The sequence below is a fragment of the Serratia sp. LS-1 genome (assembly GCF_003719595.1).
Taxonomy (GTDB): domain Bacteria; phylum Pseudomonadota; class Gammaproteobacteria; order Enterobacterales; family Enterobacteriaceae; genus Serratia; species Serratia ureilytica.
Map to the genome: position 1 here is coordinate 5,078,411 of NZ_CP033504.1, position 23,129 is coordinate 5,101,539.

Genomic DNA, 23,129 nt, shown 5'->3' on the forward strand with positions numbered 1-23,129 from the left:
TGGCGATAAAAATTTTTAACCGCCGCGGCCTATTGCGCGCGGGCGAAAATGGCGATCACTTCGTCCAGGTGCGCCTTCATCGCCTTGCGGGCACCGCGCACGTCGCGCGCTTCGATCGCCGCCAGGATCGCCCGGTGTTCCAGCTCGGAACGGTGCGGCATGTCGTCCGGCGTATAGTGGCGCTGCAGCACGCGGAACATGCTGCCGTAACGGTGGCCGAGCAGGTGCCCGATGATGAACGCATAGGCCGGGTTGCCGCTGGCCTGGGCGATGCGGATGTGGAACAGCCGATCGCCGGGGTGGGTGGCGGAGCCGGCCCGGTTATCGCGGCAGTTCTGCTCATAGGCGGCGCGGATGCCCGCCAGCTCTTCGTCGGTGGCGTGGCGCGCGGCCAGCGCGGCGGTCTCCGGTTCGATCAACAGGCGGGTTTGCAGCAGTGAAAACGGCGGCAGCTCGGCGTTGAAATCCAGCTCGATATTCAGTTCGTCGTCGATTTCCGCCCACTGGTTGCGGCCGGCCTGGGCCATGACCGGTTCTTGCGACGCCGGCGGCGGCGTTTGCGAACGCACGATCACCCCGTTGCCCACCTTGACGTCCACCAGGCCAATCACTTCCAACGCGATCAGCGCCTCGCGCACCGACGCGCGGCTGACCTGCAACTGCTGGGCAAGATCGCGCTCCGAGGGCAGGCGGCTGCCCGGCGGAAATTCGTTGTTCTCGATAAGACGTTTGAGCTGGTCAGCTATCTGTCTGTAAATCCTTGGGTTTTCCAGTCGGGTAATCGGCATTTTTGACCTTTGACGATTCGGCGTTCAGTGATTTGGCGCACAATTATGCGACAAGGCGCTTGAGTAATCGTTATTCAAGTGTAAAAAAATGGTTAATTGAAATGCAGTTTCAAGGCTGTTTTTATTAACTTCTTCCCCCAACGATAACGCGTAAAGCGTCTTTTGTCATGTTAGAGGCCTGACCTTTAACCGCCTTTAGTGGCCTGACCATTAGACCTTTAGGCCGAGGAGTCAAGATGGATTTAACCGGGAAACGCGTACTGATCACTGCCGCCGGGCAAGGGATCGGATTCACCACCGCCAGGCTGTTCGCCGCCGCCGGCGCCGACGTGATCGCCAGCGACATCAACCTCGAGCGCCTGCAGGACTGCGCCGGGATCCGCGCGCTGACGCTAAACGTCACCGATCCGGCCGCCATCGCGGCGGCGGCGGAAGCGATCGGCCCGATCGACGTGCTGTTCAACTGCGCCGGCGTGGTGCACAGCGGATCGATCCTCGATTGCAGCGAAGATCAGTGGGCGTTCGCGCTCGATCTCAACGTCACTGCGATGTTCCGCATGATCCGCGCCTTCCTGCCGGGCATGTTGGCGCGCGGCAAAGGCTCGATCATCAACATGTCTTCGGTGGCCTCGAGCGTGAAAGGGGTGCCGAACCGCTTCGCCTACGGCGCCAGCAAGGCGGCGGTGATTGGCCTGACGCGCTCGGTGGCGGCGGATTACGTCACCCAGGGCATCCGCTGCAACGCCATTTGCCCCGGCACGGTGGAATCGCCGTCGCTGCGTCAGCGCATCGCCGAGCAGGCGCGCGAGCAGGGGCGTAGCGAGCAAGAGGTGTATCAGGCGTTCGTCGCCCGCCAGCCGATCGGGCGCATCGGCACCACCGAGGAAATTGCCCAGTTGGCGCTGTATCTGGCCTCCGACGCCAGTTCGTACACCACCGGCACGGTGCAGATCATCGACGGCGGCTGGAGCAACTGAGCCGCCATTTTTGAGAGAGGAAGGCATGAAACTTTTACGTTACGGGCAACCCGGGCAAGAGCGCCCCGGCATGTTGGATGCGCAAGGCCGCCTGCGCGATTTGTCGCAGCATATCGCCGACGTGGGGGGCGCCGCGTTATTGCCGGCGTCGCTCGCCAAACTGCGCGCGCTGGACAGTGCCACGCTGCCGCTGGTCGAAGGGCAGCCGCGCCTCGGCGCCTGCGTCGGCGGCATCGGCAAGTTTATCTGCATCGGCCTGAACTACGCCGATCACGCGGCGGAGACCGGTGCCGCCATTCCTGAGGAACCGGTGGTGTTCAACAAATGGACCAGCGCGGTGATCGGCCCCCACGATCGGGTGGAGATCCCGCGCGGCTCGCAGAAAACCGACTGGGAAGTGGAGCTGGGCGTGGTGATCGGCCAGGGCGGACGCTACATCAGCGAAGCAGACGCGATGCGCCACGTCGCCGGCTACTGCGTGATCAACGACGTCTCAGAACGCGAATATCAAATTGAGCGCGGCGGCACCTGGGACAAGGGCAAAGGCTGCGACACCTTCGGGCCGATCGGCCCCTGGCTGGTGACCGCCGACGAGATCGCCGATCCGCACAGTCTGAACCTGTGGCTGGAGGTGGACGGCAAGCGCTATCAGGACGGCAACACCAGCACCATGATCTTCCGCATTCCGCAGATCGTCAGCTACCTCAGCCGCTTCATGAGCCTGCAGCCGGGCGATGTGATCTCCACCGGCACGCCGCCGGGCGTCGGCATGGGGCAGAAACCGCAGCCTATCTATCTGCGGGCGGGCCAGACGATGCGTCTGGGCATCGAAGGGCTGGGCGAACAGCGCCAGCAAACCGTACAGGCCTAACCGGGAGCGCCGCCATGACCACCATTACCGCACTGCGGGTTGAAGACATTCGTTTCCCCACGTCGCTGGGGCTGGACGGATCCGACGCCATGAATCCGGATCCCGACTATTCCGCCGCCTACGTGATCCTGGAGACCGATCGCGCGGATCTCAGCGGCCACGGGTTGACGTTCACCATCGGCCGCGGCAACGAGATCTGCTGCGCGGCGATCCGCGCGCTGGAGCATCAGATCGTTGGCGAGCGGCTGGAGGATATCGCCGCCGACATGGGCGCCTTCTGGCGGCGTTTCACCAGCGACAGCCAGCTGCGCTGGATCGGGCCGGACAAGGGGGCCATTCACCTGGCGACCGGCGCGGTGGTCAACGCGGTGTGGGATCTGTGGGCCAAATCGGTCGGCAAGCCGGTGTGGCGGCTGGTGGCGGAGATGACGCCGGAGGAGCTGGTGCGCTGCATCGACTTCCGTTACATCACCGACTGCATCACGCCGCAGGAAGCGCTGGCGCTGCTGAAACAGCGGGCCGAGGGCAAAGAGCAGCGTCTGGAGCGGCTGCTGCAGGAGGGGTATCCCTGCTACACCACCTCCGCCGGCTGGCTGGGCTACCCGGACGACAAGCTGCGCCGCCTGTGCCAGGAAGCGGTCGACGCCGGTTTCTCCTACCTGAAGCTGAAGGTCGGGCGCGATCTGGAAGACGACATCCGCCGGGTGCGCATCGCCCGCGAGGTGATCGGCCCGGATCGCCGGCTGATGATCGACGCCAACCAGGTGTGGGAGGTGGGCGAGGCCATTCCGTGGGTGAAACATCTGGCGTTCGCCAACCCCTGGTTTATCGAAGAACCGACCAGCCCGGATGACGTGGAGGGGCATCGCCGCATCCGCGAAGGGGTGGCGCCGGTCAAGGTGGCCACCGGTGAGATGTGCCAGAACCGCATCATGTTCAAGCAGTTCATCATGCGCGGCGCGGTGGACGTGGTGCAGATCGACGCCTGCCGTCTCGGCGGCGTCAACGAAGTGCTGGCGGTGATGCTGATGGCGGCCAAATACCAGCTGCCGGTCTGCCCGCACGCTGGCGGCGTCGGGCTGTGCGAATACGTGCAGCACCTGTCGATGATCGACTACCTGTGCATCGCCGGCACCCACGAAGGGCGGGTGATCGAGTACGTCGATCATTTGCATGAACACTTTGTCGATCCCTGTGTGATCAAGGGCGCGGCCTACATGCCGCCGAGCCGTCCCGGTTACTCGATCGAGATGCATCCGTCGTCGATCGAGCAGTATCGGTTCCGCGGGTGAGGCGGGAGGATCGCATGCCGCGCATCGACGCTCACCAGCACTACTGGCGCTACCACCCGCAGCACTACCCGTGGATCGACGAGCGGATGCGCGTGCTGCGACAGGATTTCGATCCGCCCCGGCTGCGGCCGCTGTTGCAGGAACACGGCTTCGACGGCGCGCTGGCGGTGCAGGCGCGCCCCAGCGAGGACGAGACGCTGGCCCTGCTGGCGCTGGCTGAGCAGAGCGAGGGCGTATGCGGCGTGGTGGGCTGGTTGGATATCACCGCGCCACAGCTGGCGCAGCGTCTGGAGGCCTGGCGACCTTACAGCGCGCTGCGCGGGGTGCGCCATCAGGTGCAGGACGAAGCGGATCCGGCGGCCTGGCTGGCGCGGCCCGAGGTGGAACGCGGCATGCAAATGCTGCAGCGTGCCGGGTATGTGTACGAGATCCTGGTGACGCACCGGGATCTGGCGGCCGCGGCGGCGTTTGCCGGCCGCCACGACCAACACTGGCTGGTGCTGGATCACTTCGGCAAGCCGGACATCGCGCGCGGCGCGCGGCACTGGGCGCAGCAAATCCGGCCGTTGGCGGCGCTGCCGCACGTGGCCTGCAAGCTCTCGGGGCTGAGCACCGAGGCGCCGGGTGGCCGGTGGCGGGCGGAGGAACTGCTGCCGTTCTTCGACGCCGCGCTGGAGGCGTTCGGTCCGCAGCGGCTGATGTTCGGCTCCGACTGGCCGGTGTGCCTGCTGGCCGGCGACTACCGCCAGGTGGTGCAACTGTGCGAACGGGCGCTGTCGACGCTGGGGGCTGCCGAGCAGGCGGCGATTTGGGGCGATACCGCCCGGCGAATTTACGGGTTAACGGAGTCTGGTTATGGATCTGTATCTGCAAGATAAGGTGGTGCTGGTCACCGGCGGCGGTGCCGGCATCGGCGCGGCGATTGCTCATGTGCTGGCTGAAGAGGGGGCGATCCCGGTGCTGGTCACCAACGCCGCGCCGGAGGCGGCGCTGCTGGCCGATTTGCAGCGGCTGCAGCCGCGCACCGGGGTGATCCTCACCGAATTGTGCGACGAGGCGGCTTGCCGCCGGGCGGTCAGCCAGACGCTGGCGACCTTCGGCCGCATTGACGGGCTGGTGAACAACGCCGGGGTCAACGACGGCGTCGGGCTGGAGGCGGGGCGTGAAGCGTTCGTCGGCTCGCTGGAAAAGAACCTGGTGCACTACTACCTGATGGCGCACCTGTGCCAGGCAGCGCTGCGGGAGAGCCGGGGCGCCATCGTAAACATCGCCTCCAAGACCGCGCTCAGCGGCCAGGGCGGCACCAGCGGCTACACCGCCGCCAAGGGCGCGGTGCTGGCGCTGACGCGCGAATGGGCGGTGTCGCTGCGCCATGACGGGGTGCGGGTGAACGCGGTGGTGCCGGCGGAGGTGATCACCCCGCAGTACCAGCGCTGGCTCAACACCTTCGCCGACCCGCAGCGGCAGATGGAGAAGATCACCGCGCGCATTCCGCTCGGGCAGCGCATGACGACGCCGCAGGAGATCGCCGATACCGTGGCGTTTCTGCTGTCGTCGCGGTCATCACACACCACCGGACAGTGGCTGTCGGTGGACGGCGGCTACCTGCATCTCGATCGGGCGCTGACGTGAGCGGCGCGGCGGCAGGGCGGCGCCGTTTCTGCCAGGCGCTCGATCTGATTGACTCACCGGCGCTGATTGCGGAGTACCAGCAGCATCATCAGCGCATTTGGCCGGGCATCGCCGTGCATTTGCGCGAGCACGGCATTCTGGACATGGAGATTTACCGGTTGGGCACCCGGCTGTTCATGATCGTGGAGGTCAGCGCCGATTTCGACGCCGCGCGTTTTGACGCCGCCAGCCTGAACAACCCCGAAGTACAGCGATGGGAAGCGCTGATGTGGCACTACCAGGCCGCCACCCCCTGGACGCCGCAGGGCGAAAAATGGGTGGAAATGGCGCGGATTTTCTCTCTGCAACAGCAATAACGCCAACATCATCATCGCCAGACGATACGAGGGTATCACCATGCTTGCTGAAAAAAGTGCGGCCTCCGCGCAGCCGGGCGTCCCCGTGACCGCCAATCTGCGCTGGGCCTTTATCCTGGTCACCAGCCTGTTCTTCATGTGGGGGCTGTCCTATGGCCTGCTGGACGTATTGAACAAACATTTTCAGGAGACGTTGCACGTCACCAAGGCGCAGTCGGGGCTGCTGCAGGCGGCGTACTTCGGCGCCTATTTCCTGGTGGCGCTGCCCGCCGGGTACTTTATGGATCGCAAGGGCTATAAGGCGGGCATTCTGGTCGGGCTGTGCCTGTATGCACTGGGTGCGCTGCTGTTCGTGCCGGCGGCGTCGGCCAACAGCTTCGGCGTATTCCTGTTCGCGCTGTTCGTTATCGCCAGCGGCCTGGGCTGCCTGGAAACGGCGGCCAACCCGTACGCCACGGTGCTGGGCGACGCGCAGGGCGCCGAACGGCGGCTCAACCTGGCCCAGTCGTTCAACGGCCTCGGGCAGTTTATCGGCCCGCTGATCGGCGGCACGCTGTTCTTCTCCGCCGGCCAGTCCGTCGGCGGCGGCGATCAGAGCGCGGTGAAGATGACCTATGTGGCGATCGCCGCGCTGGTGCTGCTGATCGCGCTGTTGTTCAGCCGCACCCGGCTGCCGGCGATCCGCGAAGAGGAAAAACCGGTGCACGGCGTGATAGCGCAGGGGTTGTGGCAGCATCCGCATTTCGTCGGCGGGGTCATCACGCAGTTTTTCTACGTGGCGGCGCAGGTGGGCGTGGGGGCGTTCTTCATCAACTACGCCACCGAGCACTGGCGCGAGGTGTCTAACCAGAGCGCCTCTTACCTGCTGTCGATCGCCATGATCTGCTTTATGGTCGGACGTTTCTTCAGCACCTGGCTGATGGGACGGGTCAAACCGGCGACGCTGCTGGCGGTCTATGCGCTGATCAACATCGCGCTGTGCGGCGTGGTAATGCTGAGCGTAGACGGTATCTCGGTGGTGGCGCTGATCGCGGTGTTCTTCTTTATGTCGATCATGTTCCCGACCATTTTCGCCCTGGGGGTGAAAAATCTGGGCAAGCACACCAAGCGCGCCAGCTCGTTCATGATCATGGCGATCGTCGGCGGCGCCATCATGCCGTACTTTATGGGGGCGCTGGCCGACCGTTACAGCACCGCGCTCTCTTATCTGCTGCCGCTGCTGTGCTTCGCGGTGGTGTTGGTCTACGGCCTGCGGCAGCGCCGCGCCTGATTCACCCCGGCGGCGAATCGGCTTTCGCCACCGTTTTCGGCATCTGCCGCCGGGTCCCCATCAGGATGGCCAACGCCAGCAGCAGCACCAGGCCGGACAGCGCGCCGTTTATCGTCAGGCCGCCGGTATCCACCACCAGCCCGCCCACGAGCGAACCGCAGGAAATCGCCAGGTTAAACAGCGCGATATACAGTGAAGAGGCGACCTCGGCCGCATCGGGCGCCGCCTTGAGCATCCACGCCATCAGCGCAACGGAAACGCCGCCGTAGGCGATGCCCCACAGCAGCAGGAAGGCGCCGCCGCTCAGCGGCGTGTGGCCTAGCAGCGGCAGCAGCAGGACGGCGAGCGCCAGCCCGAGGGCGATCAGCGCCAGGGTGCGGCGCAGTCGTTTGGCGGCGGCCTGGCCGGCGATAAAATTCCCAACGAGGCCGGCGATGCCGTAGGTGAACAGCAGCGGCCCCACCCAGCGGCTCTCGATGCCGGAGACCGTCTGCAGCAGCGGACGGACAAAGGTGTAAGCCATAAAGTGACCGGCGACCAGCAGAAACGTCAGCAGCAGCCCGGTCAGCAGCCGGCGATTCGCGCGTTGCGCGGTGAACGACCGCCAGCCGATCGCCTGCGTGACCGGCAGCGGCGGCAGCACGCACACCAGCAGGAGCAGGGTCAGCGCCGCCAGAACGGCGACCGCCAGAAACGCCATGCGCCAGCCCAGCGCTTCGCCGAGGAATACCCCGAGCGGCACGCCGAACACCGAGGCCGCCGCTACGCCGCCGAAGATGATGGACAGCGCTAATCCGACGGAGGCCGGCGGCACCAGGCGTTCCGCCAGCCCGCCGGCGATGGCCCAGATACCGCCGATGCAAAAACCCAGCAGGATGCGCGCGGCGAACAGCAGCGCCAGGGAGGTGGCGGCGGCGGTCAGCAGGTTAGCGGCGATCAGCAGCAGCAGAAAGCCCGCCAGCAGGTTGCGGCGGTCCGTGCGCCGGGCGCCCAGCACCACCAGCGGGGCGAACAGCGCGGCGAACAGGGCCGGCAGGGAAATCAGCAGCCCGGCGCGGCCGATCGATGCGTTCAGGGTGCTGACGATCGGGGTCAGCAGCCCGTCGGGCAGCATTTCTGCGGTGACGACGGTAAAGGTGGACAGGCCGACCGCGAAGGTCGCCAGCCACGCTTTTGCGCCGCCGTCGGCGTGTAAGGCACTCATAATGACTCTCCCAACAGATGAAGAACCTCAGTGTATCCGCGCCAAAATGGCTGATAAACTGGCCTGAATGCGCAACATTGGGGACAAATCGTGGCTAATATACCGTCTATGCCGTTGGATAACCTGACCGACCTGCTGGTATTCATTCGCGTCGCCGACGCCTGCAGCTTCACGCTGGCGGCCGAGAGACTGGGCATCTCCCGATCGGCGGCGGGCAAATGCGTGAACCGATTGGAGGCGCGATTGGCGACCCGGCTGCTGCAACGCACCACGCGCAGCGTCAGCCTGACCGAAGACGGCGCGGTGTTTTACGAATATGCGCAGCGCATCCTGTCGCAGGCCGAAGAGGCGGAAACGGCGCTCAATACGCGGCGGCAAACCCCGCGCGGGCGGCTGCGGCTGGATGTGCCGGTCTCTTTGGGGCGGTTGCATATTTTGCCGATTCTGCGGGAATTTTTGGCGCAGTGGCCGGAGGTGGACGCCGACGTCAGCTTCTCCGACGATTACAGCGATTTGGTGCGCGACGGTATCGACGTGGCGATCCGCGTCGGCGGCAGCGACGACAGTCGGCTGGTGCGGCGGGTGCTCGCGCCGCACCGCCTGATCACCTGCGCGGCGCCGGACTATCTGGCGCGCTACGGCACGCCTGCGACACCGGAGGCGCTGGGCGATCACGAGACGCTGGTCTTCAGCCACCAGGGATTGCCGGCGCCCTGGCGCTATCGGGTTAACGGCCAACTGCACGAACAGCCGGTGCGCGGCCGGATGCGTTTCAACAACGTCGAGGCATTGCGGGATGCAGCCGTCGCCGGGGCCGGTCTGTGTCAGGTAGGGGCGTTTCTGGTCGGTGAACAGATGGCGGCCGGCACGCTGGTGCCGGTGCTGGAACGCTATTGTCGCCCGGGGCCGCCGATCTGCGCCGTCTATCCCAGCCGACGCCATCTCTCCCCCAAAGTGAAACTGTTTCTGGCGGCGATCGAACGGCGCTGGCAGGGCAAGGCGATTTGGGAAACCGTTTAGCGCAGGCGGTTCACGCCGCTTTCAAGGCCAGCGTTCGCCGCATTAGGCGATAGCCGCCGGCCGCCACCAGCAGTACGACCAGGCCGGCCGTGAGCGTGACGCCAAAGCCGGCCGTTATCCCCGCAGCGTCGATCGCCAGGCCCGCCAGGGCTGCGCCGAACGCCACGCCTATCCCCAGACCGGTGACCATCCAGGTCAATCCCTCCGTCAGCCTGGCGGGGGGCACGATGTTTTCAACCAGCCCCATGGCAATGATCATGGTCGGCGCGAAAAACAGTCCGGCGACAAACATCGCCGCCGCCAGCGTCAAGACATTGTGCACCCACAGCAGCGGCAGGGTAGTGAATGCGGTGGCGAACGCCGCGTATAAGAACAGGCGGGGCAAGGGGACGGGGATCTTCATTGCGCCGAAAATCAGCCCGGCGAGGCAGGAGCCAAACGCGTAAACCGACAGCACGATGCTGGCGGCGGCCGGCTGGCCTTGCTGCTCGGCGAAGGCCACGCTGATGACGTCCACGGTGCCGACAATGGTGCCCAGGGCGATCAGCGCCAGCACCAGAATTTGCATTGACGGCATAGCCAGGATGGCGCGCTGCCGCTCGCTGTTGCGGGTGTAAACCGGGGGCTGTGTGCTTTTTTGCAAGGCGAATGCCGTGACGCCCGCCACCAGAAGCAGCGCGGCCACCAGAGGGCCGGCTTCTGGGAAAAGTGAAACGCTGAGCCCCACGGCGATCGGCGGGCCGATGATAAAGGCGACTTCGTCCAACACCGACTCGAATGAAAATGCCGTGTGCAGCTGCGGCGTGCCGCGATAAATTTCGCTCCAGCGAGCTCTGACCATCGCGGAGATGCTGGGCATGCCGCCCGCGAGCGCGGCGAAGACGAACAGCGCCCAATCCGGTGCCTGGCAGCGAGTGCAAATCAGCAGCAGCAAGAGGGCGATCGCGCTGGTCCCGGTGGCATACGGCAGCACTCGGCGTTGGCCGAAGCGATCCGCTGCGCGCGCGATCTGCGGCGCGAGCAGCGCCATGGAAAAGGCGAACGTCGCCGCCACCGCGCCCGCTAACCAATAGGAGCCGCGTACCTGCGAGAGCATGGTAATGATGCCGATGCCGGTCATCGAGACCGGCAGGCGCGCGATTAGCCCGGCAGAGGAAAACGCCTTGCTGCCCGGGGCGGTGAACAGTTTGAAATAAGGATTTGCCATAAAATGGGCTCCGGAATGTTGCGGCTCGGTATTCGCTCAATGTCCATCATTGACATACGCCACGTATGTTACGTTAATTGACATACATAGCGTATGTCAATTATAACGTCATCAATAACGAGGCGGGAGTGAACCCATGGCACGTAAAGCGCGTACCGAAATGATTGAAGAAACCCGACAAAAGCTGGTGGCGGCGGCCCGCCTGCAATTCGGCAACGTGGGGTATGCCGAAACGGTGATGGATGATCTCACCGCCCAGGCCGGCCTGACGCGCGGCGCGCTCTATCACCATTTTGGCGATAAAAAGGGGCTGTTCCTGGCGGTGGTGCAGGCGATAGATGCGGAGATGGATGCGCATCTGGCTGAGATAACCGCGAGTACTGCGGATGACTGGGAGGCTTTTGCGGCGCGTTGCCGCAGTTATCTGATCATGATGACGGAGCCGCAAGCGCAACGCATTCTGTTGCGTGATTCACCTTCGGTGCTGGGAGCTGAATATCTGCGGGCCAGCAAGCTGGCGTGCATCAGCTGGATGACGGGCGCATTGGAGTTATTGATGGCGCAGCGGCGTATCGCCGTTGCCGATCCGGAAGCGCTGGCGCATTTAATCAACGGCGGCCTGATGGATGCCGCGCTGTGGGTCGCCCATCATCCGGAAAAAGACGTGGGGCTGGAACAAGCCTTGGCCAGTTTGAACCTGTTGCTGAACGGGCTGTGTTCCACCGCCGTATAGCCGTATAAGTGTTGATGTCAGCCGCCGCGCCGTTACCACGGCGGCTTAAGAGTGAACGGCAGCGGGCTCGACGTTTTGCGCCAGCTGAATATTGTTGCGGCCGCTGTGCTTCGCCAGATAGAGCGCGGCGTCGGCCGCGCCTATCGCCGATTCGATGTCCAGTTTTTCCAACGCGGAGATGCCGGCGCTGAGCGTCAGCGTGCCGCTGTGCTGCGGACTGGCGCCGTGCGGGATGTTCAGCTCCGCCACCCGCTGGCGCACCCGTTCGGCCAGCTGCGCCGCGTAGCCTTCGTGCACGTTGGTCAGCAGCACCAAAAATTCTTCCCCGCCGTAACGCACCACGATGTCGCGCGAACGCACCGCATCGCGGATGGCGACCGCCACCTGCACCAACGCCCGATCGCCCATGGCGTGGCCGTAGCTGTCGTTATAGACCTTGAAGTGGTCGATATCCAGCAACAGCACGTAATGATGGCCGGTTTGCGGTTCCAGCAGCATCGTGATCTTATTCTCCAGCCCGCGCCGGTTATAAAGGCCGGTCAGAGGATCGATCATGCTCAAATTATTGAATTTATCCCGCTCGTTATACAGGTTGGCCACCAGCGCGTGAGTAAAGATTTCACTGCGTTTCAACATCAGGTGGTGGATGGAGAAAGCGATAATAGGTAATAGCGTGGTGAATAATATCCGCAGGGTATTATGCATGCCGTCTAAAGCCAGGATCACCATTGTGGAAGGCACGGCGTGTAAACAAAAGGCGGTAAAGTTGTCCGTCAGGGAAATAGCGCTGATAAAAAAGATGCTAAACAAACTAATTAATAAAAAATCTTGGTTATTCGGTAGGCAATATTGACTTTTAACGTAAATATGTGCGGCCCAGAGCAGGCCGAGCACGCCGGCGAACAGGTTGAGTTTGCACAAGTATTTGCGTGGCGTTTGCAGGGACAATAGCGCCGCTACCAAACAAAATAGCGGTATACATAATAAAGGTAGGGTAAATGCGGGCGTATCCCTAAAAGGGAACAATAATGTAAATACGGAAGAGGCGGCATTCATTATCAGAAAAAGAAATAATGCCAGGCGCTGCTTGCTGTTCAGTAATTCCTGATAAGAACGGGCGTTCATACGGAGGTCACTCTTTGCAAAGTCGTTCTGTCGAATAATTAAGGTTGAGAAGCATTCCTTTGGCGCGAATATCCACTTGAATTGCATGGTTGAGGATTGTGATTATTATCATGCAAACAGGACTAGGAATTTTCTTATGTCAAATTATCATTTTTTCATGCTGGTGTCATCTGGGTTTGGTCAGCGCAGTGAAAATGATGCGGCGGCCAAAAAAGTGTTATATGATATTGGTTATCATTATCACTTGAAGGGGGTTGTCATGCTCACCGCCATGATTGCCGCGTGCGGGCTGTGGGGCGTCAGTTGGTGCCTCGGGGATCGCCTGGCCAGCGCCTGGGGCGTTTTGCTGCCTTGTGCGCTGATGCCGCTGCTGGCCTTGATCGACCTGGATATGGTGCAGTTGCGCACCCTGATCGTGATAGCGATGTTGGCCACGCTGGTGATGCTGTTCAACAGCCGGCTGCGCCACTATCTGCTGCTGCCTTCCTGTATGGCGCTGGCGGGCGGCCTGGCGGCAATCAGCCTCAACTTCAGCTTCGGGTGAAACGCCGGAAACGGCAAAACCACGCTTAGGCGTGTTTATCATCAATGCATTGGGATTTTTTCGAAGGAACTACCGGAGAGATCATCAATTGGTGCGAAGAGAGGGACTTGAACCCTCACGTCCGTAAGGACACTAACACCTGAAGCTAGCGCGTCTACCAATTCCGCCACCTTCGCACAGTCGATGTTGTTGCTTTGATTTATATTACGTCGCCAGCGTGGTGCGAAGAGAGGGACTTGAACCCTCACGTCCGTAAGAACACTAACACCTGAAGCTAGCGCGTCTACCAATTCCGCCACCTTCGCATCGATGCTGAGTGCAATATAAATCATGTGGTTATTTGGTGCGAAGAGAGGGACTTGAACCCTCACGTCCGTAAGGACACTAACACCTGAAGCTAGCGCGTCTACCAATTCCGCCACCTTCGCGTACCAGAAACATTACCGGAGTAACGTTACCACGGAGGCGAATTCTAGAGATTTTGGCGGACACGTCAACAGTTATTTCCCCGCTTTGCGGGCGTTTGCTGGAAAAACAGCCATATCGCCGCTTTTCTGCTGGTCAAACAGCCAAATCAGCCAATCAATCAACACTCTGACCCGCGGCGCCAGGAAACGGCCGGGCGGATACATGATGTAAATCGGCATCGGCGGAGGTGGCGTTTCCGCCAGCACTTCCACCAGTTCGCCCTGTTCCAGCCAAGGGGCAAGCGAATAGCGCGCCGCCTGTATCAATCCCATGCCGGCACGCGCGCCGGCGATATAGGCGTCGGCGCCGCTGACGCTCAGCCGGGCGGGCAGTTCGCGTAGTTCCAGCTTGCCGCCGCGGCAAAACTCCAGCGGGTAATCGCGGTTGCTGGCCAGCGAAAAATACCCCACCGCGCGGTGCGGCGCCAGGCTATCGATGTCGAGCGGCGTACCTTGGGCCTGCAGGTAAGCGGGGGAAGCGCAGGTGACCTGCGGCAGCTGGGCGATCCGCCGCGCCACCAGGCTGTCGTCTTCGGTTTCCCAGGCGCGCAGCACGCAGTCCACGCCTTCGCGCAGCAGATCGACGTGGGTGTCGTTGGCGCCCAGCGCCAGCGTGATGTCGGGATAGCGCCGGTAGAAGTCGTCCAGCGCCGGAATGACGACCTCGCGCGCCAGCGAATGGGGCATATCGATGCGCACTTTGCCGGACGGCTGCAGCTTATGGTGGCTGAACAGCGTGTCCGCCTCCTCCAGCGCGCCCAGCAACTGCACGCAGCGTTGATAGTAGAGACTGCCTTCGCTGGTCACCTGCACCTGGCGGGTGGTGCGGATCAGCAGGCGTACGCCCAGCCGCTGTTCCAGCCGTTTCAGCGCGTTGCTGACCGTGGCGCGCGGCAGCTGCAGGCGTTCGGCCGCCCGGCTGAAGCTGCCCAGTTCGACGATGCGGGTAAAAATGCGCATGGCTTGAACCTGATCCATGTCCACTCCGGATTGTTGGTGATTTTTGAACAGTGATGTGCAATCTGCATTATTTATCTTTGTCGCGTAAACAACCAGACTTTGCTGCGTTATCCATTCACCGCATGAGGGCAGCACAATGCAACAACGTAAACTCGGTTCCCACGGTCCCGTCGTCTCCGCCCTGGGGTTGGGATGCATGGGCATGAGCGACTTCTACTCCACCGGCGCCGATCGGCAGGAAGCCATCGCCACGCTGCACCGGGCGCTGGAGCTGGGCGTCACGCTGCTCGACACCGCCGACATGTATGGCCCGCACACCAACGAAGAGCTGGTGGGGGAAGCGATCAAAGGCAAACGGCAACAGGTGTTCCTGGCCACCAAGTTCGGCATCCTGCGCGATCCGGCGGATCCTTCGGCGCGCGGCGTCAGCAGCCGGCCCGAGTATATCCGGCGCTCCGTCGAGGGCAGCCTGCGGCGCTTGGGCGTGGAGGAGATCGATCTTTATTATCAGCACCGGGTCGATCCGCAGGTGCCGATCGAGGACGTCGTGGGCACGATGGCGGATCTGATCCGCGAAGGCAAGATCCGCCACATCGGCCTGAGCGAGGCGTCGGTCGCCACGCTGGAGCGGGCGCACAAGGTGCATCCGATCACCGCGCTGCAGACCGAATATTCGCTGTGGACCCGCGACGCCGAGCAGGGCGTGCTGGCGGCCTGCGAGCGCCTGGGCATCGGCTTTGTGCCCTACAGCCCGTTAGGGCGCGGTTTCCTCACCGGCGCTATCCAGCGGCCGGAGGATCTGGCCGAGGACGACTTCCGCCGCAGCAACCCGCGCTTCCAGGGGGAAAACTTCAGCCGCAATCTGGCGCTGGTGGAGAAGGTGAGCGAGCTGGCGGCGCAGAAGGGCGTTAAACCTTCGCAGCTGGCGCTGGCCTGGGTGTTGGCGCAGGGGGAACACATCGTGCCGATCCCCGGCACCAAACGCCGTCGTTACCTGGAAGAGAACGTCGCGGCGGCGGAGATAACGCTGAGCGCGGCTGAGCTGGCGGCGATTGAAGCGGTGTTCCCGCTGAGCGCGGCGGCCGGCGATCGCTACGGCGCGGAGTCGATGACCTACATCAACGGTTAAAAAAAAGCGCGGCCTGCAGGCCGCGCTCTGTCGTTTTCCGCCAACGGCGAATTATTTCTTCTTCGGCGCGCGCGGCGGACGGCCGACGGTCGCCTGGTACACCTTGAAGCGGCCGTTCTGCGCCAGCACTTCGTGGCTGCCGAAGGTGGCGTCCAGAATGTCCGGGTATGGCAGGAAGGCGTTGGCGACAATGCGCAGTTGGCCGCCGATCGGCAGGTGCTTCACCGCGCCGCGGATCAGGGTTTCGGCGGCGGTCAGGCTGGTCTGCAGCCCGTCGTGGAACGGCGGGTTGGAGATGATCATATCGAAACGGCCGGTGATGTCGGAGTAAACGTTGCTGACGATCACTTCGCCTTCGATGCCGTTGGCGGCCAGCGTCGCGCGGCTGGATTCCAACGCGGCGGCGTTGACGTCGCTGAGGGTCAATTTGACTTTCGGCGACAGCTTGGACATTACCGAGGCCATGACGCCGGCGCCGCAGCCGATGTCCAGCACCTTGCCTTTCATGTGTTTTTCCAGCGTCGACAGCAGCAGCGAGCTGCCGACGTCCAGACCGTCGCGGCTGAACACGCCCGGCAGCGTTTTCACTTCCAGATCGTGCAGCTGATAGCTGTCCCACCAGTCGTTCAGGTCGAACTCGGTCTGCGCGTCCAGGCGGCCGTGATACAGGCCGCAGCGGCGCGCGCTGTCGATTTTCACCAGCGTGACGTGGCCTTCCAGCGTTGGCTCGGCGCTGCGCACGCCGCTGCGGTTTTCACCGACCACGAACACGTCCGCGCCCACCGGCAGCAGCGCCAGGATGTTGCACAGCTGGAATTGCGCTTCCTGCTTGCTCTTCGGCCAGTAGTAAACCAGCGTGTCGCAGTCGGCGACGAAAGCGGGATCGACGGTCAAACCGAACTGCACGTTATCGCCCATCGTCCGGTTCAGTAACTGCCAGTGATGGTATTGCTGAGTGTGGACGCGCACGTCCGCGGCCTCGAATTGGGCCGGCAGGCTGTCCTGCAGGTCGCCGGCAAACAGCACGCGGCGTTCGATAAATTCATCACTGTGGCGCAGCATGACTTCACTGGCGGGGGTTAATGCAGACATCAGATATTGGCTCCTGGAAATGAGACCGGGGATTATAGAGCTTTGTGGCGATATGTTCGACGGGTTTGTTGGCGCGGGCTGCGCGGGTTTGTTAGCATAGCGCGGCGCATGGCAGGCATGGCGCACCACAACGGGTAGGAATCGGCATGGCATCAAAACGCGACTGGCTGTTACAACAACTGGGTATTACGCAGTGGACATTGCGCCGCCCGGGCGTGTTGCAGGGCGAAGTGGCGGTCAGTCTGCCGCCCGAGACGCGCCTGCTGGTGGTGGCGCAGACGCAGCCGGCGCCCGACGATCCGCTGTTTTGCGACGTGCTGCGCAGCCTGGGGCTGACGCCGGCGCAAACCTACAGCCTGACGCCGGAACAGGTGGCGATGCTGCCTGAAGAGACCGCATGCAACAGTTGGCGGCTGGGCGTGACGGAACCGCTCGCGGTCGCCGGCGCGCAGCTACACAGCCCGGCGCTGGCCGAGCTTTCCCAAGACGCGGGGGCCAAACGCGCCCTCTGGCAGCAGATTTGTCATCATGAACACGATTTCTACCCTGACGGCGGCCGACCTGGCCACGGCCTTCAACATTGAGCAAGCCAGCCACGCTTTCCCCTGGACGGAAACCACCTTTGCCAGCAATCAGGGCGATCGCTACCTTAACCTGAAGCTGAGCGCCGATGGGGAGATGGCGGGGTTCGCCATCACGCAGATCGTGCTGGACGAAGCCACGCTGTTCAACATCGCCATTCATCCGCAGCACCAGCGCCGGGGCTTTGGCCGCCTGCTGCTCAACGCGCTGATCGAACAGCTGGAGAGCCGCGGCGTGGTCACGCTGTGGCTGGAAGTCCGTGCCTCCAACCAGGCGGCGATCGCGCTGTATGAAGATCTCGGTTTCAACGAAGTCACCGTGCGCCGCAATTATTACCCGAGCGCCCACGGCCGCGAAGACGCGATCGTGATGGCGTTGCCGCTGGGGTAATCAGCCCGGCCGGAAAAAGCATTGATTGTCACCGGTTGGCAAATCGGCGAAAATGCCCGGCTGTTATCTTTTATTCACCGCTTTGCCCGGCGCCGCGATCGGCGCGTTCTGATGATGTCGCAGGGCGGACTAACCGTAGAACCTGAAAACCATGTCTCCTAGTGAATTTGCCCGCGAAGTCTCCAAAAGAAGAACTTTCGCCATCATCTCGCACCCCGATGCCGGTAAAACCACCATTACCGAAAAAGTGCTGCTATTCGGACAGGCGATCCAGACCGCCGGTACGGTAAAAGGCCGCGGCTCCAGCCAGCACGCCAAATCCGACTGGATGGAAATGGAAAAGCAGCGTGGGATCTCGATCACCACCTCGGTGATGCAGTTCCCGTATCGCGACAGCCTGGTCAACCTGCTGGATACCCCGGGGCACGAGGACTTCTCCGAAGATACGTATCGCACCCTGACCGCCGTGGACTGCTGTCTGATGGTGATCGACGCCGCCAAGGGCGTTGAGGATCGCACCCGCAAGCTGATGGAAGTCACCCGTCTGCGCGACACGCCGATCCTGACCTTCATGAACAAGCTGGACCGCGACATCCGCGATCCGATGGAAGTGATGGACGAAGTCGAGCGCGAACTGAAAATCGCCTGTTCGCCTATCACCTGGCCGATCGGCTGCGGCAAGCTGTTTAAAGGCGTTTATCACCTGTACAAGGATGAAACCTACCTGTACCAGACCGGTAAAGGCCACACCATTCAGGAAGTGCGCATCGTCAAGGGCCTGAACAACCCGGAGCTGGATGTCGCCGTAGGCGAAGATCTGGCGGCGCAGCTGCGCGATGAGCTGGAGCTGGTGCAGGGCGCTTCCCACGAGTTCGATCAGGCGGCGTTCCTGAGCGGCGAGCTGACCCCGGTGTTCTTCGGTACCGCACTCGGTAACTTCGGCGTGGATCATATGCTGGACGGTCTGGTGGCCTGGGCGCCGGCGCCGATGCCGCGCAAAACCGACACCCGTGAAGTGACGGCGGCGGAAGAGAAATTCACCGGCTTTGTGTTCAAGATCCAGGCCAACATGGATCCGAAGCACCGCGACCGCGTGGCCTTTATGCGCGTGGTGTCCGGCCGTTACGAGAAGGGCATGAAGCTGCGTCAGGTGCGCACCGGCAAAGACGTGGTGATCTCCGACGCGCTGACCTTTATGGCCGGCGACCGTTCGCACGTGGAAGAAGCCTATCCGGGCGACATCATCGGTCTGCACAACCATGGCACCATTCAGATCGGCGATACCTTCACCCAAGGTGAAGACATGAAGTTCACCGGCATCCCGAACTTCGCGCCGGAACTGTTCCGCCGCATTCGCCTGCGCGATCCGCTGAAGCAGAAACAGCTGCTGAAGGGGCTGGTGCAGCTGTCGGAAGAGGGCGCGGTGCAGGTGTTCCGCCCGATCGCCAACAACGATCTGATCGTCGGCGCGGTCGGCGTGCTGCAGTTCGACGTGGTCGTGGCGCGTTTGAAGAGCGAGTACAACGTGGAAGCGCTGTATGAGTCGGTCAACGTGTCGACCGCGCGCTGGGTCGAGTGCGACGACGTGAAGAAGTTCGAAGAGTTCAAGCGCAAGAACGAGATCAACCTGGCGTTGGACGGTGGGGACAACCTGTCCTACATCGCGCCGACCATGGTGAACCTCAACCTGACGCAGGAACGCTATCCTGACGTGACCTTCCGCAAGACCCGCGAACACTGATACATCGGCAGGGCGCCTGGTGCGCCCTGCCAGTTCCCCGTATTCTCACTCCGCTAATTAATAAATCTTCCTCATATTTTATCCTGCGAATCGATGTCGCCCAGGCGAGACGCGATTGGCCTGCGTTTTCCGCCGCATGGTCTATCTTTAACGAGATGTCCGCACATTGCTTGAGAGTAAATCACTGTAATACGCTGATTGTTTGGTGAGTTATTCTGATGTGTTGCCGATAGGAGACAGTCTGTTTCCTTAAATATCAATGAGATGACTGTTTTGCCGTTTCGTGTCACTTGGTCTGTCGTCAATAGGCGACAGTTTTTTGATTAAAAATCCGACTCAACGCTTTTTTTGTTTGATTTTTAAGGTGTTTATGGAGTTGGCACGGCGGTTGCAATATTCCTGTCGTGAACGCTTAATCGTATAGCGATGATGAAGTATTTACCGAGAGGCCGCGTGAAGGCGGCTGAAGGGTTCCGGCGCTCTGGCGCTGGGGCCCCCAACAAAAGGAAGAGATCGATGAAAAAGACCAAATTTGCACACTCGCTGATGGCTGTTGTTTTGGGTTCTGCTTTGGTGAGCGGCACTGCGCTGGCCGAAGACAGTCTGCTCAACAAGGCGTCTAACGCCGCGGACAGTGCCGGTGCCAAAATCGATAGCTCCATGAAAAAAGTTGACGGTTACATGGATGACAGCGCGATAACGGCTAAAGTTAAAAGTGCATTGGTGGACGATAAGAGCATCAAAAGCACTGACATTTCGGTGAAAACCGAAAAAGGCACCGTGATCCTGAGCGGGTTTGTCGGCAGCCAGGCGCAGGCGGAGCATGCGGTTGCGGTTGCCGGCAAGGTGGAAGGCGTCAAAACCGTCAGCGACAAGCTGCACGTGAAAGATGAAGCCAACCAGTCGATCAAATCGTATGCCGGCGACACCGCCACCACCAGCGAGCTGAAAGCCAAGCTGCTGGCCGATGACATCGTGCCGTCGCGCAATGTGAAAGTGGAAACCACCGATGGCGTGGTGCAGCTTTCCGGTGAAGTGAAAACGCAGGCGCAGTCTGAGCGTGCCGAAAGCATCGCCAAGGCTATCGACGGCGTGAAAAGCGTGAAAAACGACCTGGTGGTCAAGCAGTAATCCCGCCAGGCGCCCGTAACAAGTAACAACAAGCCGCATCTGTCGGGCCGTCAAGGCGGCCCGACGTGTACCACCAAAAAAAGAAACTGATTTGCCGTCGATGTCCCGTTGTCGGGGCGGTAGACGGCAGCGAATTTTTTCACAATGGTAAGGAGAAGCTTATGTTTCGTTGGGGCATTATCTTTTTAGTCATCGCGCTTATCGCTGCGGCACTGGGGTTCGGTTCGCTGGCGGGCACCGCCGCCTGGGCCGCCAAAGTCGTGTTCGTTGTCGGCATCATCCTGTTCCTGGTCAGTCTGTTCACCGGCCGTCGGCGCCCTTAGCCGGCAGGCATTTTCCTGCAAACTGTAACAAAGCTTAATTCCTTTTCTCACGTCGGGGAGGGCCGGCCATGAACAGCGACATCATCGTCGGGCGCTGGAAACAGCTGAAAGGTCAGGTATGGCAGGCTTGGGCCGAATGGTCCGGCAGCGATGGTGCCTGGTTGGCCGGCAGCAATGATTTCCTCGTCGGCGTGCTGCAAGAGGATTACGGAAGAGAGCGAGACGCGGTATCCTCGGAGAAAACGTCTCACTGAGGATGCCAAGTTGGGATACAGAATACCCATCACGCTCGGCAATATAGAACCGCTGGCGTCTAAACCTTTTCGACCAGGAAAAATGGCGTTGGTCTGCGAAGGCGGCGGCCAGCGCGGCATTTTCACCGCCGGCGTGCTGGACGAGTTTCAGCGCGCGGGCTTTAACCCTTTCGATCTGCTGATCGGCACATCGGCCGGCGCTCAGAATCTGTCTGCCTATATCTGCGGGCAGATGGGCTACGCGCGCCGGGTGATCACCCGTTACACCACTTCGGCACAGTTCTTCAATCCGCTGCGCTTCGTGCGCGGCGGGCATCTGATCGATCTCGATTGGCTGGTTGATACGGCGGCGGCGCAGATGCCACTGGCGATGGACGTGGCGGAACAGCACTTTACCGACGGGCGCGAATTCCTGCTGTGCGCCTGCCGCAGCGACGATTTCGAACCGACCTATCTGCCGGCGCAGCGCGAACGCTGGCTGCCGGCCATCAAGGCGTCCAGCGCCATTCCCGGCTTCTACCGTCAGGGCGTGGAGTTGGACGGCGTCAGCTATCAGGACGGCGGCATCAGCGATGCGATCCCGGTGGAAGAGGCCTATCGCCGCGGCGCCGACACCATCGTGGTGATCCGCACCGTGCCTTCGCAAATGTACTACACCCCGCAGTGGATGAAGCGCATGGAGCATTGGCTGAGCGACAGCAGCCTGCAGCAGATGGTGCGCATCCTGCAGCATCACGAGCAAAGCTATCACCGCATCCAGCGCTTTATCGAAAAGCCGCCGGGCAAGCTGCGCATCTTCGAGATCTTCCCGCCGAAGCCGCTGGCCAGCAATGCGCTGGGCAGCCGATTGGGGGCGCTCAATCAGGATTATCACCTGGGGCGCCGCTGCGGCCGCTACTTCCTGGCCACCGTCGGCCAGTGGATGGCGCAGCAGGAACCCGACGGCATGAAGGTGCGAAAAGCGTTGTCGCGCCGCCTGATCCAGCCGGAGAACGTCAGAATGCCTTCGCCGATCGTGACCGACATCGCCATGCCCACCGAGCGGGCGGCGCAGCCGGAGGCGGCGGTAGCGGCGCCGAAAATCATCCTGCCGGGCGATCTGCCGCCGGGTGAAGGGGGGGCGCTGTGAGTTACGCCTTTACCGACACCCACTGCCATTTCGATTTCCCGCCCTTTACCGGGCATGAGGCCGAGAGCCTGGCGCGGGCGGCAAGCGCCGGCGTAAAGCGCATCATCATCCCGACCGTCACCGCCGATCGCTTCGCGCGGGTGTTGCGGCTGGCGCAGGAGCATGCGCCGCTGTTCGCCGCACTGGGGCTGCACCCGCTGTATATCGCGCAGCATCATGAGCCGCAGTTGGAACAGTTGGCGGCGCTGCTGGCCGAACGGCCGCACAAGCTGGTGGCGGTGGGGGAGATCGGGCTCGATCTGTATATGGATAACCCACAGTTCGAGCGGCAGCAAAGCGTGCTGCTGGCCCAACTGAAGCTGGCGAAACAGCATGACCTGCCGGTGATCCTGCATTCGCGCCGCACCCACGACCAGTTGGCCGCCGCGCTGCGGCGCATGCAGCTGCCGCGCCGCGGCGTGGTGCACGGCTTTGCCGGCAGCCTGTCGCAGGCGCAGGCGTTTATCCGCCTCGGCTATTACATCGGCGTGGGCGGCACCATCACCTATGAGCGGGCGCAGAAAACGCGCGCCGTGATGGCGCAGCTGCCGCTTGAGGCGCTGCTGCTGGAGACCGATGCGCCGGACATGCCGCTGGTCGGCTATCAGGGGCAGCCGAACCGCCCCGAGCGCGCCGCCGAGGTGTTTCACGCGCTGTGTGAACTGCGGCCGGAACCGGCCGACGTGATAGCCGCCCACCTGCAACGCAATACCCAAGCGCTGTTCGCCATTCCGAATTGAGGTCTGCATAACGTGACTTGCGTCACGTTATAAGATTTTCATTTGCGTCTCGTTGTATACATTTGTGACATAAATCGGTGCGAGGGTGACCTCGCTCAGTATAATCCCCCCCGAAACTCTCCAATAGCAGACC

At 62.2% G+C, this 23,129-nt stretch carries 25 protein-coding genes and 3 tRNA genes; 19 read left to right on the forward strand and 9 right to left on the reverse strand.

The window, feature by feature from the left end; all coding sequences use genetic code 11:
• Window positions 1-29 precede the first annotated feature (29 nt).
• Entirely contained in the window at window positions 30-788 is a 759-nt protein-coding gene (locus EDY99_RS24185) for a FadR/GntR family transcriptional regulator (RefSeq protein ID WP_033641770.1), read from the reverse strand.
• 236 nt (window positions 789-1,024) lie between these two features.
• Here EDY99_RS24185 and EDY99_RS24190 point away from each other — a divergent pair, with 236 nt between their 5' ends.
• Genes EDY99_RS24190 through fucP form a run of 7 tightly spaced genes read left to right on the forward strand, consistent with a single transcriptional unit; the run spans window position 1,025 to window position 7,186 of the window.
• Complete coding sequence (locus tag EDY99_RS24190) at window positions 1,025-1,765, forward strand: SDR family oxidoreductase (RefSeq protein ID WP_033641771.1); 741 nt, start codon at window positions 1,025-1,027, stop codon at window positions 1,763-1,765.
• 25 nt (window positions 1,766-1,790) lie between these two features.
• Window positions 1,791-2,636, forward strand: coding sequence for a fumarylacetoacetate hydrolase family protein (locus EDY99_RS24195; RefSeq protein ID WP_049202360.1), 846 nt, complete (start codon window positions 1,791-1,793; stop codon window positions 2,634-2,636).
• A 14-nt stretch (window positions 2,637-2,650) separates the two neighbouring features.
• Window positions 2,651-3,928: an L-fuconate dehydratase gene (locus tag EDY99_RS24200; protein WP_123062143.1), complete on the forward strand. Its 1,278-nt coding sequence runs from the start codon at window positions 2,651-2,653 to the stop codon at window positions 3,926-3,928.
• 14 nt (window positions 3,929-3,942) lie between these two features.
• A complete protein-coding gene (locus EDY99_RS24205; RefSeq protein WP_060659977.1) occupies window positions 3,943-4,806 on the forward strand; it encodes an amidohydrolase in 864 nt (287 codons plus the stop codon).
• Window positions 4,784-5,560 (forward strand): SDR family oxidoreductase, encoded by a 777-nt coding sequence (locus EDY99_RS24210; RefSeq protein WP_116286732.1) that lies wholly within the window; start codon window positions 4,784-4,786, stop codon window positions 5,558-5,560. Before EDY99_RS24205 ends, EDY99_RS24210 begins: the two co-directional genes overlap by 23 nt.
• On the forward strand, window positions 5,557-5,916 hold the full coding sequence (locus EDY99_RS24215) for an L-rhamnose mutarotase (protein WP_096242793.1): 360 nt from the start codon (window positions 5,557-5,559) through the stop codon (window positions 5,914-5,916). The genes EDY99_RS24210 and EDY99_RS24215 overlap by 4 nt, the downstream gene beginning before the upstream one ends.
• 40 nt (window positions 5,917-5,956) lie before the next feature.
• Window positions 5,957-7,186, forward strand: a complete 1,230-nt coding sequence (gene fucP / locus EDY99_RS24220) for an L-fucose:H+ symporter permease (RefSeq protein ID WP_116286731.1) — start codon at window positions 5,957-5,959, stop codon at window positions 7,184-7,186.
• Between the two features lies 1 nt (window position 7,187).
• Here fucP and EDY99_RS24225 read toward each other — a convergent pair whose 3' ends face one another.
• Window positions 7,188-8,390 carry an MFS transporter gene (locus EDY99_RS24225; RefSeq protein ID WP_123062144.1) on the reverse strand — a complete coding sequence of 401 codons (1,203 nt, stop codon included), beginning with the start codon at window positions 8,388-8,390 and terminating at the stop codon, window positions 7,188-7,190.
• A gap of 108 nt (window positions 8,391-8,498) precedes the next feature.
• On the opposite strand from EDY99_RS24225, the gene EDY99_RS24230 reads away from it, so the two are divergent.
• Entirely contained in the window at window positions 8,499-9,410 is a 912-nt protein-coding gene (locus tag EDY99_RS24230) for a LysR family transcriptional regulator (RefSeq protein WP_033651358.1), read from the forward strand.
• 10 nt (window positions 9,411-9,420) lie between these two features.
• Here the strand turns inward: EDY99_RS24230 and EDY99_RS24235 are convergent, their stop codons facing one another.
• Complete coding sequence (locus EDY99_RS24235) at window positions 9,421-10,617, reverse strand: MFS transporter (protein WP_060659973.1); 1,197 nt, start codon at window positions 10,615-10,617, stop codon at window positions 9,421-9,423.
• A gap of 136 nt (window positions 10,618-10,753) precedes the next feature.
• Here EDY99_RS24235 and EDY99_RS24240 point away from each other — a divergent pair, with 136 nt between their 5' ends.
• Window positions 10,754-11,350: a TetR/AcrR family transcriptional regulator gene (locus EDY99_RS24240; RefSeq protein WP_123062145.1), complete on the forward strand. Its 597-nt coding sequence runs from the start codon at window positions 10,754-10,756 to the stop codon at window positions 11,348-11,350.
• A gap of 45 nt (window positions 11,351-11,395) precedes the next feature.
• Here the strand turns inward: EDY99_RS24240 and EDY99_RS24245 are convergent, their stop codons facing one another.
• Window positions 11,396-12,475 (reverse strand): GGDEF domain-containing protein, encoded by a 1,080-nt coding sequence (locus EDY99_RS24245; protein ID WP_123062146.1) that lies wholly within the window; start codon window positions 12,473-12,475, stop codon window positions 11,396-11,398.
• A 259-nt stretch (window positions 12,476-12,734) separates the two neighbouring features.
• On the opposite strand from EDY99_RS24245, the gene EDY99_RS24250 reads away from it, so the two are divergent.
• A complete protein-coding gene (locus EDY99_RS24250) occupies window positions 12,735-13,019 on the forward strand; it encodes a DUF1435 domain-containing protein (RefSeq protein WP_116286794.1) in 285 nt (94 codons plus the stop codon).
• An 89-nt stretch (window positions 13,020-13,108) separates the two neighbouring features.
• Here EDY99_RS24250 and EDY99_RS24255 read toward each other — a convergent pair.
• From EDY99_RS24255 to EDY99_RS24270, 4 genes are all read right to left on the reverse strand, one after another.
• A tRNA-Leu gene (locus tag EDY99_RS24255) sits at window positions 13,109-13,195 on the reverse strand.
• Between the two features lie 42 nt (window positions 13,196-13,237).
• A tRNA-Leu gene (locus EDY99_RS24260) sits at window positions 13,238-13,324 on the reverse strand.
• Between the two features lie 36 nt (window positions 13,325-13,360).
• Window positions 13,361-13,447: transfer RNA gene (locus EDY99_RS24265), tRNA-Leu, on the reverse strand.
• 72 nt (window positions 13,448-13,519) lie between these two features.
• A complete protein-coding gene (locus EDY99_RS24270; RefSeq protein ID WP_089195449.1) occupies window positions 13,520-14,464 on the reverse strand; it encodes a LysR family transcriptional regulator in 945 nt (314 codons plus the stop codon).
• Between the two features lie 118 nt (window positions 14,465-14,582).
• On the opposite strand from EDY99_RS24270, the gene EDY99_RS24275 reads away from it, so the two are divergent.
• Window positions 14,583-15,575, forward strand: coding sequence for an aldo/keto reductase (locus tag EDY99_RS24275; RefSeq protein WP_047025178.1), 993 nt, complete (start codon window positions 14,583-14,585; stop codon window positions 15,573-15,575).
• Between the two features lie 51 nt (window positions 15,576-15,626).
• Here EDY99_RS24275 and rsmC read toward each other — a convergent pair whose 3' ends face one another.
• On the reverse strand, window positions 15,627-16,667 hold the full coding sequence (gene rsmC, locus EDY99_RS24280) for a 16S rRNA (guanine(1207)-N(2))-methyltransferase RsmC (protein ID WP_122004215.1): 1,041 nt from the start codon (window positions 16,665-16,667) through the stop codon (window positions 15,627-15,629).
• 146 nt (window positions 16,668-16,813) lie between these two features.
• Here rsmC and EDY99_RS24285 point away from each other — a divergent pair, with 146 nt between their 5' ends.
• From EDY99_RS24285 to EDY99_RS24320, 8 genes are all read left to right on the forward strand, one after another.
• On the forward strand, window positions 16,814-17,251 hold the full coding sequence (locus tag EDY99_RS24285; RefSeq protein WP_033641787.1) for a DNA polymerase III subunit psi: 438 nt from the start codon (window positions 16,814-16,816) through the stop codon (window positions 17,249-17,251).
• Window positions 17,196-17,639 carry a ribosomal protein S18-alanine N-acetyltransferase gene (gene rimI, locus EDY99_RS24290; RefSeq protein ID WP_033641788.1) on the forward strand — a complete coding sequence of 148 codons (444 nt, stop codon included), beginning with the start codon at window positions 17,196-17,198 and terminating at the stop codon, window positions 17,637-17,639. The genes EDY99_RS24285 and rimI overlap by 56 nt, the downstream gene beginning before the upstream one ends.
• A gap of 151 nt (window positions 17,640-17,790) precedes the next feature.
• Window positions 17,791-19,380 carry a peptide chain release factor 3 gene (gene prfC / locus EDY99_RS24295; RefSeq protein ID WP_033641789.1) on the forward strand — a complete coding sequence of 530 codons (1,590 nt, stop codon included), beginning with the start codon at window positions 17,791-17,793 and terminating at the stop codon, window positions 19,378-19,380.
• 516 nt (window positions 19,381-19,896) lie between these two features.
• A complete protein-coding gene (osmY, locus tag EDY99_RS24300; protein WP_033641790.1) occupies window positions 19,897-20,511 on the forward strand; it encodes a molecular chaperone OsmY in 615 nt (204 codons plus the stop codon).
• A gap of 161 nt (window positions 20,512-20,672) precedes the next feature.
• A complete protein-coding gene (locus EDY99_RS24305; protein WP_004933089.1) occupies window positions 20,673-20,834 on the forward strand; it encodes a DUF1328 domain-containing protein in 162 nt (53 codons plus the stop codon).
• Between the two features lie 68 nt (window positions 20,835-20,902).
• The gene (locus EDY99_RS24310; protein WP_004933086.1) at window positions 20,903-21,088 is read left to right on the forward strand and encodes a hypothetical protein; all 186 of its coding nucleotides are present in this window, start codon (window positions 20,903-20,905) and stop codon (window positions 21,086-21,088) included.
• A 10-nt stretch (window positions 21,089-21,098) separates the two neighbouring features.
• Window positions 21,099-22,217 (forward strand): patatin family protein, encoded by a 1,119-nt coding sequence (locus EDY99_RS24315; RefSeq protein WP_033651706.1) that lies wholly within the window; start codon window positions 21,099-21,101, stop codon window positions 22,215-22,217.
• Window positions 22,214-22,996: a TatD family hydrolase gene (locus EDY99_RS24320; protein WP_123062147.1), complete on the forward strand. Its 783-nt coding sequence runs from the start codon at window positions 22,214-22,216 to the stop codon at window positions 22,994-22,996. Before EDY99_RS24315 ends, EDY99_RS24320 begins: the two co-directional genes overlap by 4 nt.
• Window positions 22,997-23,129: the final 133 nt, after the last annotated feature.

Excerpts from the sequence above, each read along its gene's own strand:
- EDY99_RS24190 (WP_033641771.1), top strand. The coding sequence starts at position 1,025 with ATGGATTTAACCGGGAAACGCGTACTGATCACTGCCGCCGGGCAAGGG.
- EDY99_RS24250 (WP_116286794.1), top strand. The coding sequence starts at position 12,735 with ATGCTCACCGCCATGATTGCCGCGTGCGGGCTGTGGGGCGTCAGTTGG.
- EDY99_RS24200 (WP_123062143.1), top strand. The coding sequence starts at position 2,651 with ATGACCACCATTACCGCACTGCGGGTTGAAGACATTCGTTTCCCCACG.
- EDY99_RS24230 (WP_033651358.1), top strand. The coding sequence starts at position 8,499 with ATGCCGTTGGATAACCTGACCGACCTGCTGGTATTCATTCGCGTCGCC.
- EDY99_RS24225 (WP_123062144.1), bottom strand. The coding sequence starts at position 8,390 with ATGAGTGCCTTACACGCCGACGGCGGCGCAAAAGCGTGGCTGGCGACC.
- osmY (WP_033641790.1), top strand. The coding sequence starts at position 19,897 with ATGAAAAAGACCAAATTTGCACACTCGCTGATGGCTGTTGTTTTGGGT.
- fucP (WP_116286731.1), top strand. The coding sequence starts at position 5,957 with ATGCTTGCTGAAAAAAGTGCGGCCTCCGCGCAGCCGGGCGTCCCCGTG.
- EDY99_RS24205 (WP_060659977.1), top strand. The coding sequence starts at position 3,943 with ATGCCGCGCATCGACGCTCACCAGCACTACTGGCGCTACCACCCGCAG.
- EDY99_RS24185 (WP_033641770.1), bottom strand. The coding sequence starts at position 788 with ATGCCGATTACCCGACTGGAAAACCCAAGGATTTACAGACAGATAGCT.
- rimI (WP_033641788.1), top strand. The coding sequence starts at position 17,196 with ATGAACACGATTTCTACCCTGACGGCGGCCGACCTGGCCACGGCCTTC.
- EDY99_RS24245 (WP_123062146.1), bottom strand. The coding sequence starts at position 12,475 with ATGAACGCCCGTTCTTATCAGGAATTACTGAACAGCAAGCAGCGCCTG.
- prfC (WP_033641789.1), top strand. The coding sequence starts at position 17,791 with ATGTCTCCTAGTGAATTTGCCCGCGAAGTCTCCAAAAGAAGAACTTTC.
- EDY99_RS24235 (WP_060659973.1), bottom strand. The coding sequence starts at position 10,617 with ATGGCAAATCCTTATTTCAAACTGTTCACCGCCCCGGGCAGCAAGGCG.
- EDY99_RS24195 (WP_049202360.1), top strand. The coding sequence starts at position 1,791 with ATGAAACTTTTACGTTACGGGCAACCCGGGCAAGAGCGCCCCGGCATG.
- rsmC (WP_122004215.1), bottom strand. The coding sequence starts at position 16,667 with ATGTCTGCATTAACCCCCGCCAGTGAAGTCATGCTGCGCCACAGTGAT.
- EDY99_RS24275 (WP_047025178.1), top strand. The coding sequence starts at position 14,583 with ATGCAACAACGTAAACTCGGTTCCCACGGTCCCGTCGTCTCCGCCCTG.
- EDY99_RS24240 (WP_123062145.1), top strand. The coding sequence starts at position 10,754 with ATGGCACGTAAAGCGCGTACCGAAATGATTGAAGAAACCCGACAAAAG.
- EDY99_RS24310 (WP_004933086.1), top strand. The coding sequence starts at position 20,903 with ATGAACAGCGACATCATCGTCGGGCGCTGGAAACAGCTGAAAGGTCAG.
- EDY99_RS24210 (WP_116286732.1), top strand. The coding sequence starts at position 4,784 with ATGGATCTGTATCTGCAAGATAAGGTGGTGCTGGTCACCGGCGGCGGT.
- EDY99_RS24270 (WP_089195449.1), bottom strand. The coding sequence starts at position 14,464 with ATGGATCAGGTTCAAGCCATGCGCATTTTTACCCGCATCGTCGAACTG.
- EDY99_RS24285 (WP_033641787.1), top strand. The coding sequence starts at position 16,814 with ATGGCATCAAAACGCGACTGGCTGTTACAACAACTGGGTATTACGCAG.
- EDY99_RS24305 (WP_004933089.1), top strand. The coding sequence starts at position 20,673 with ATGTTTCGTTGGGGCATTATCTTTTTAGTCATCGCGCTTATCGCTGCG.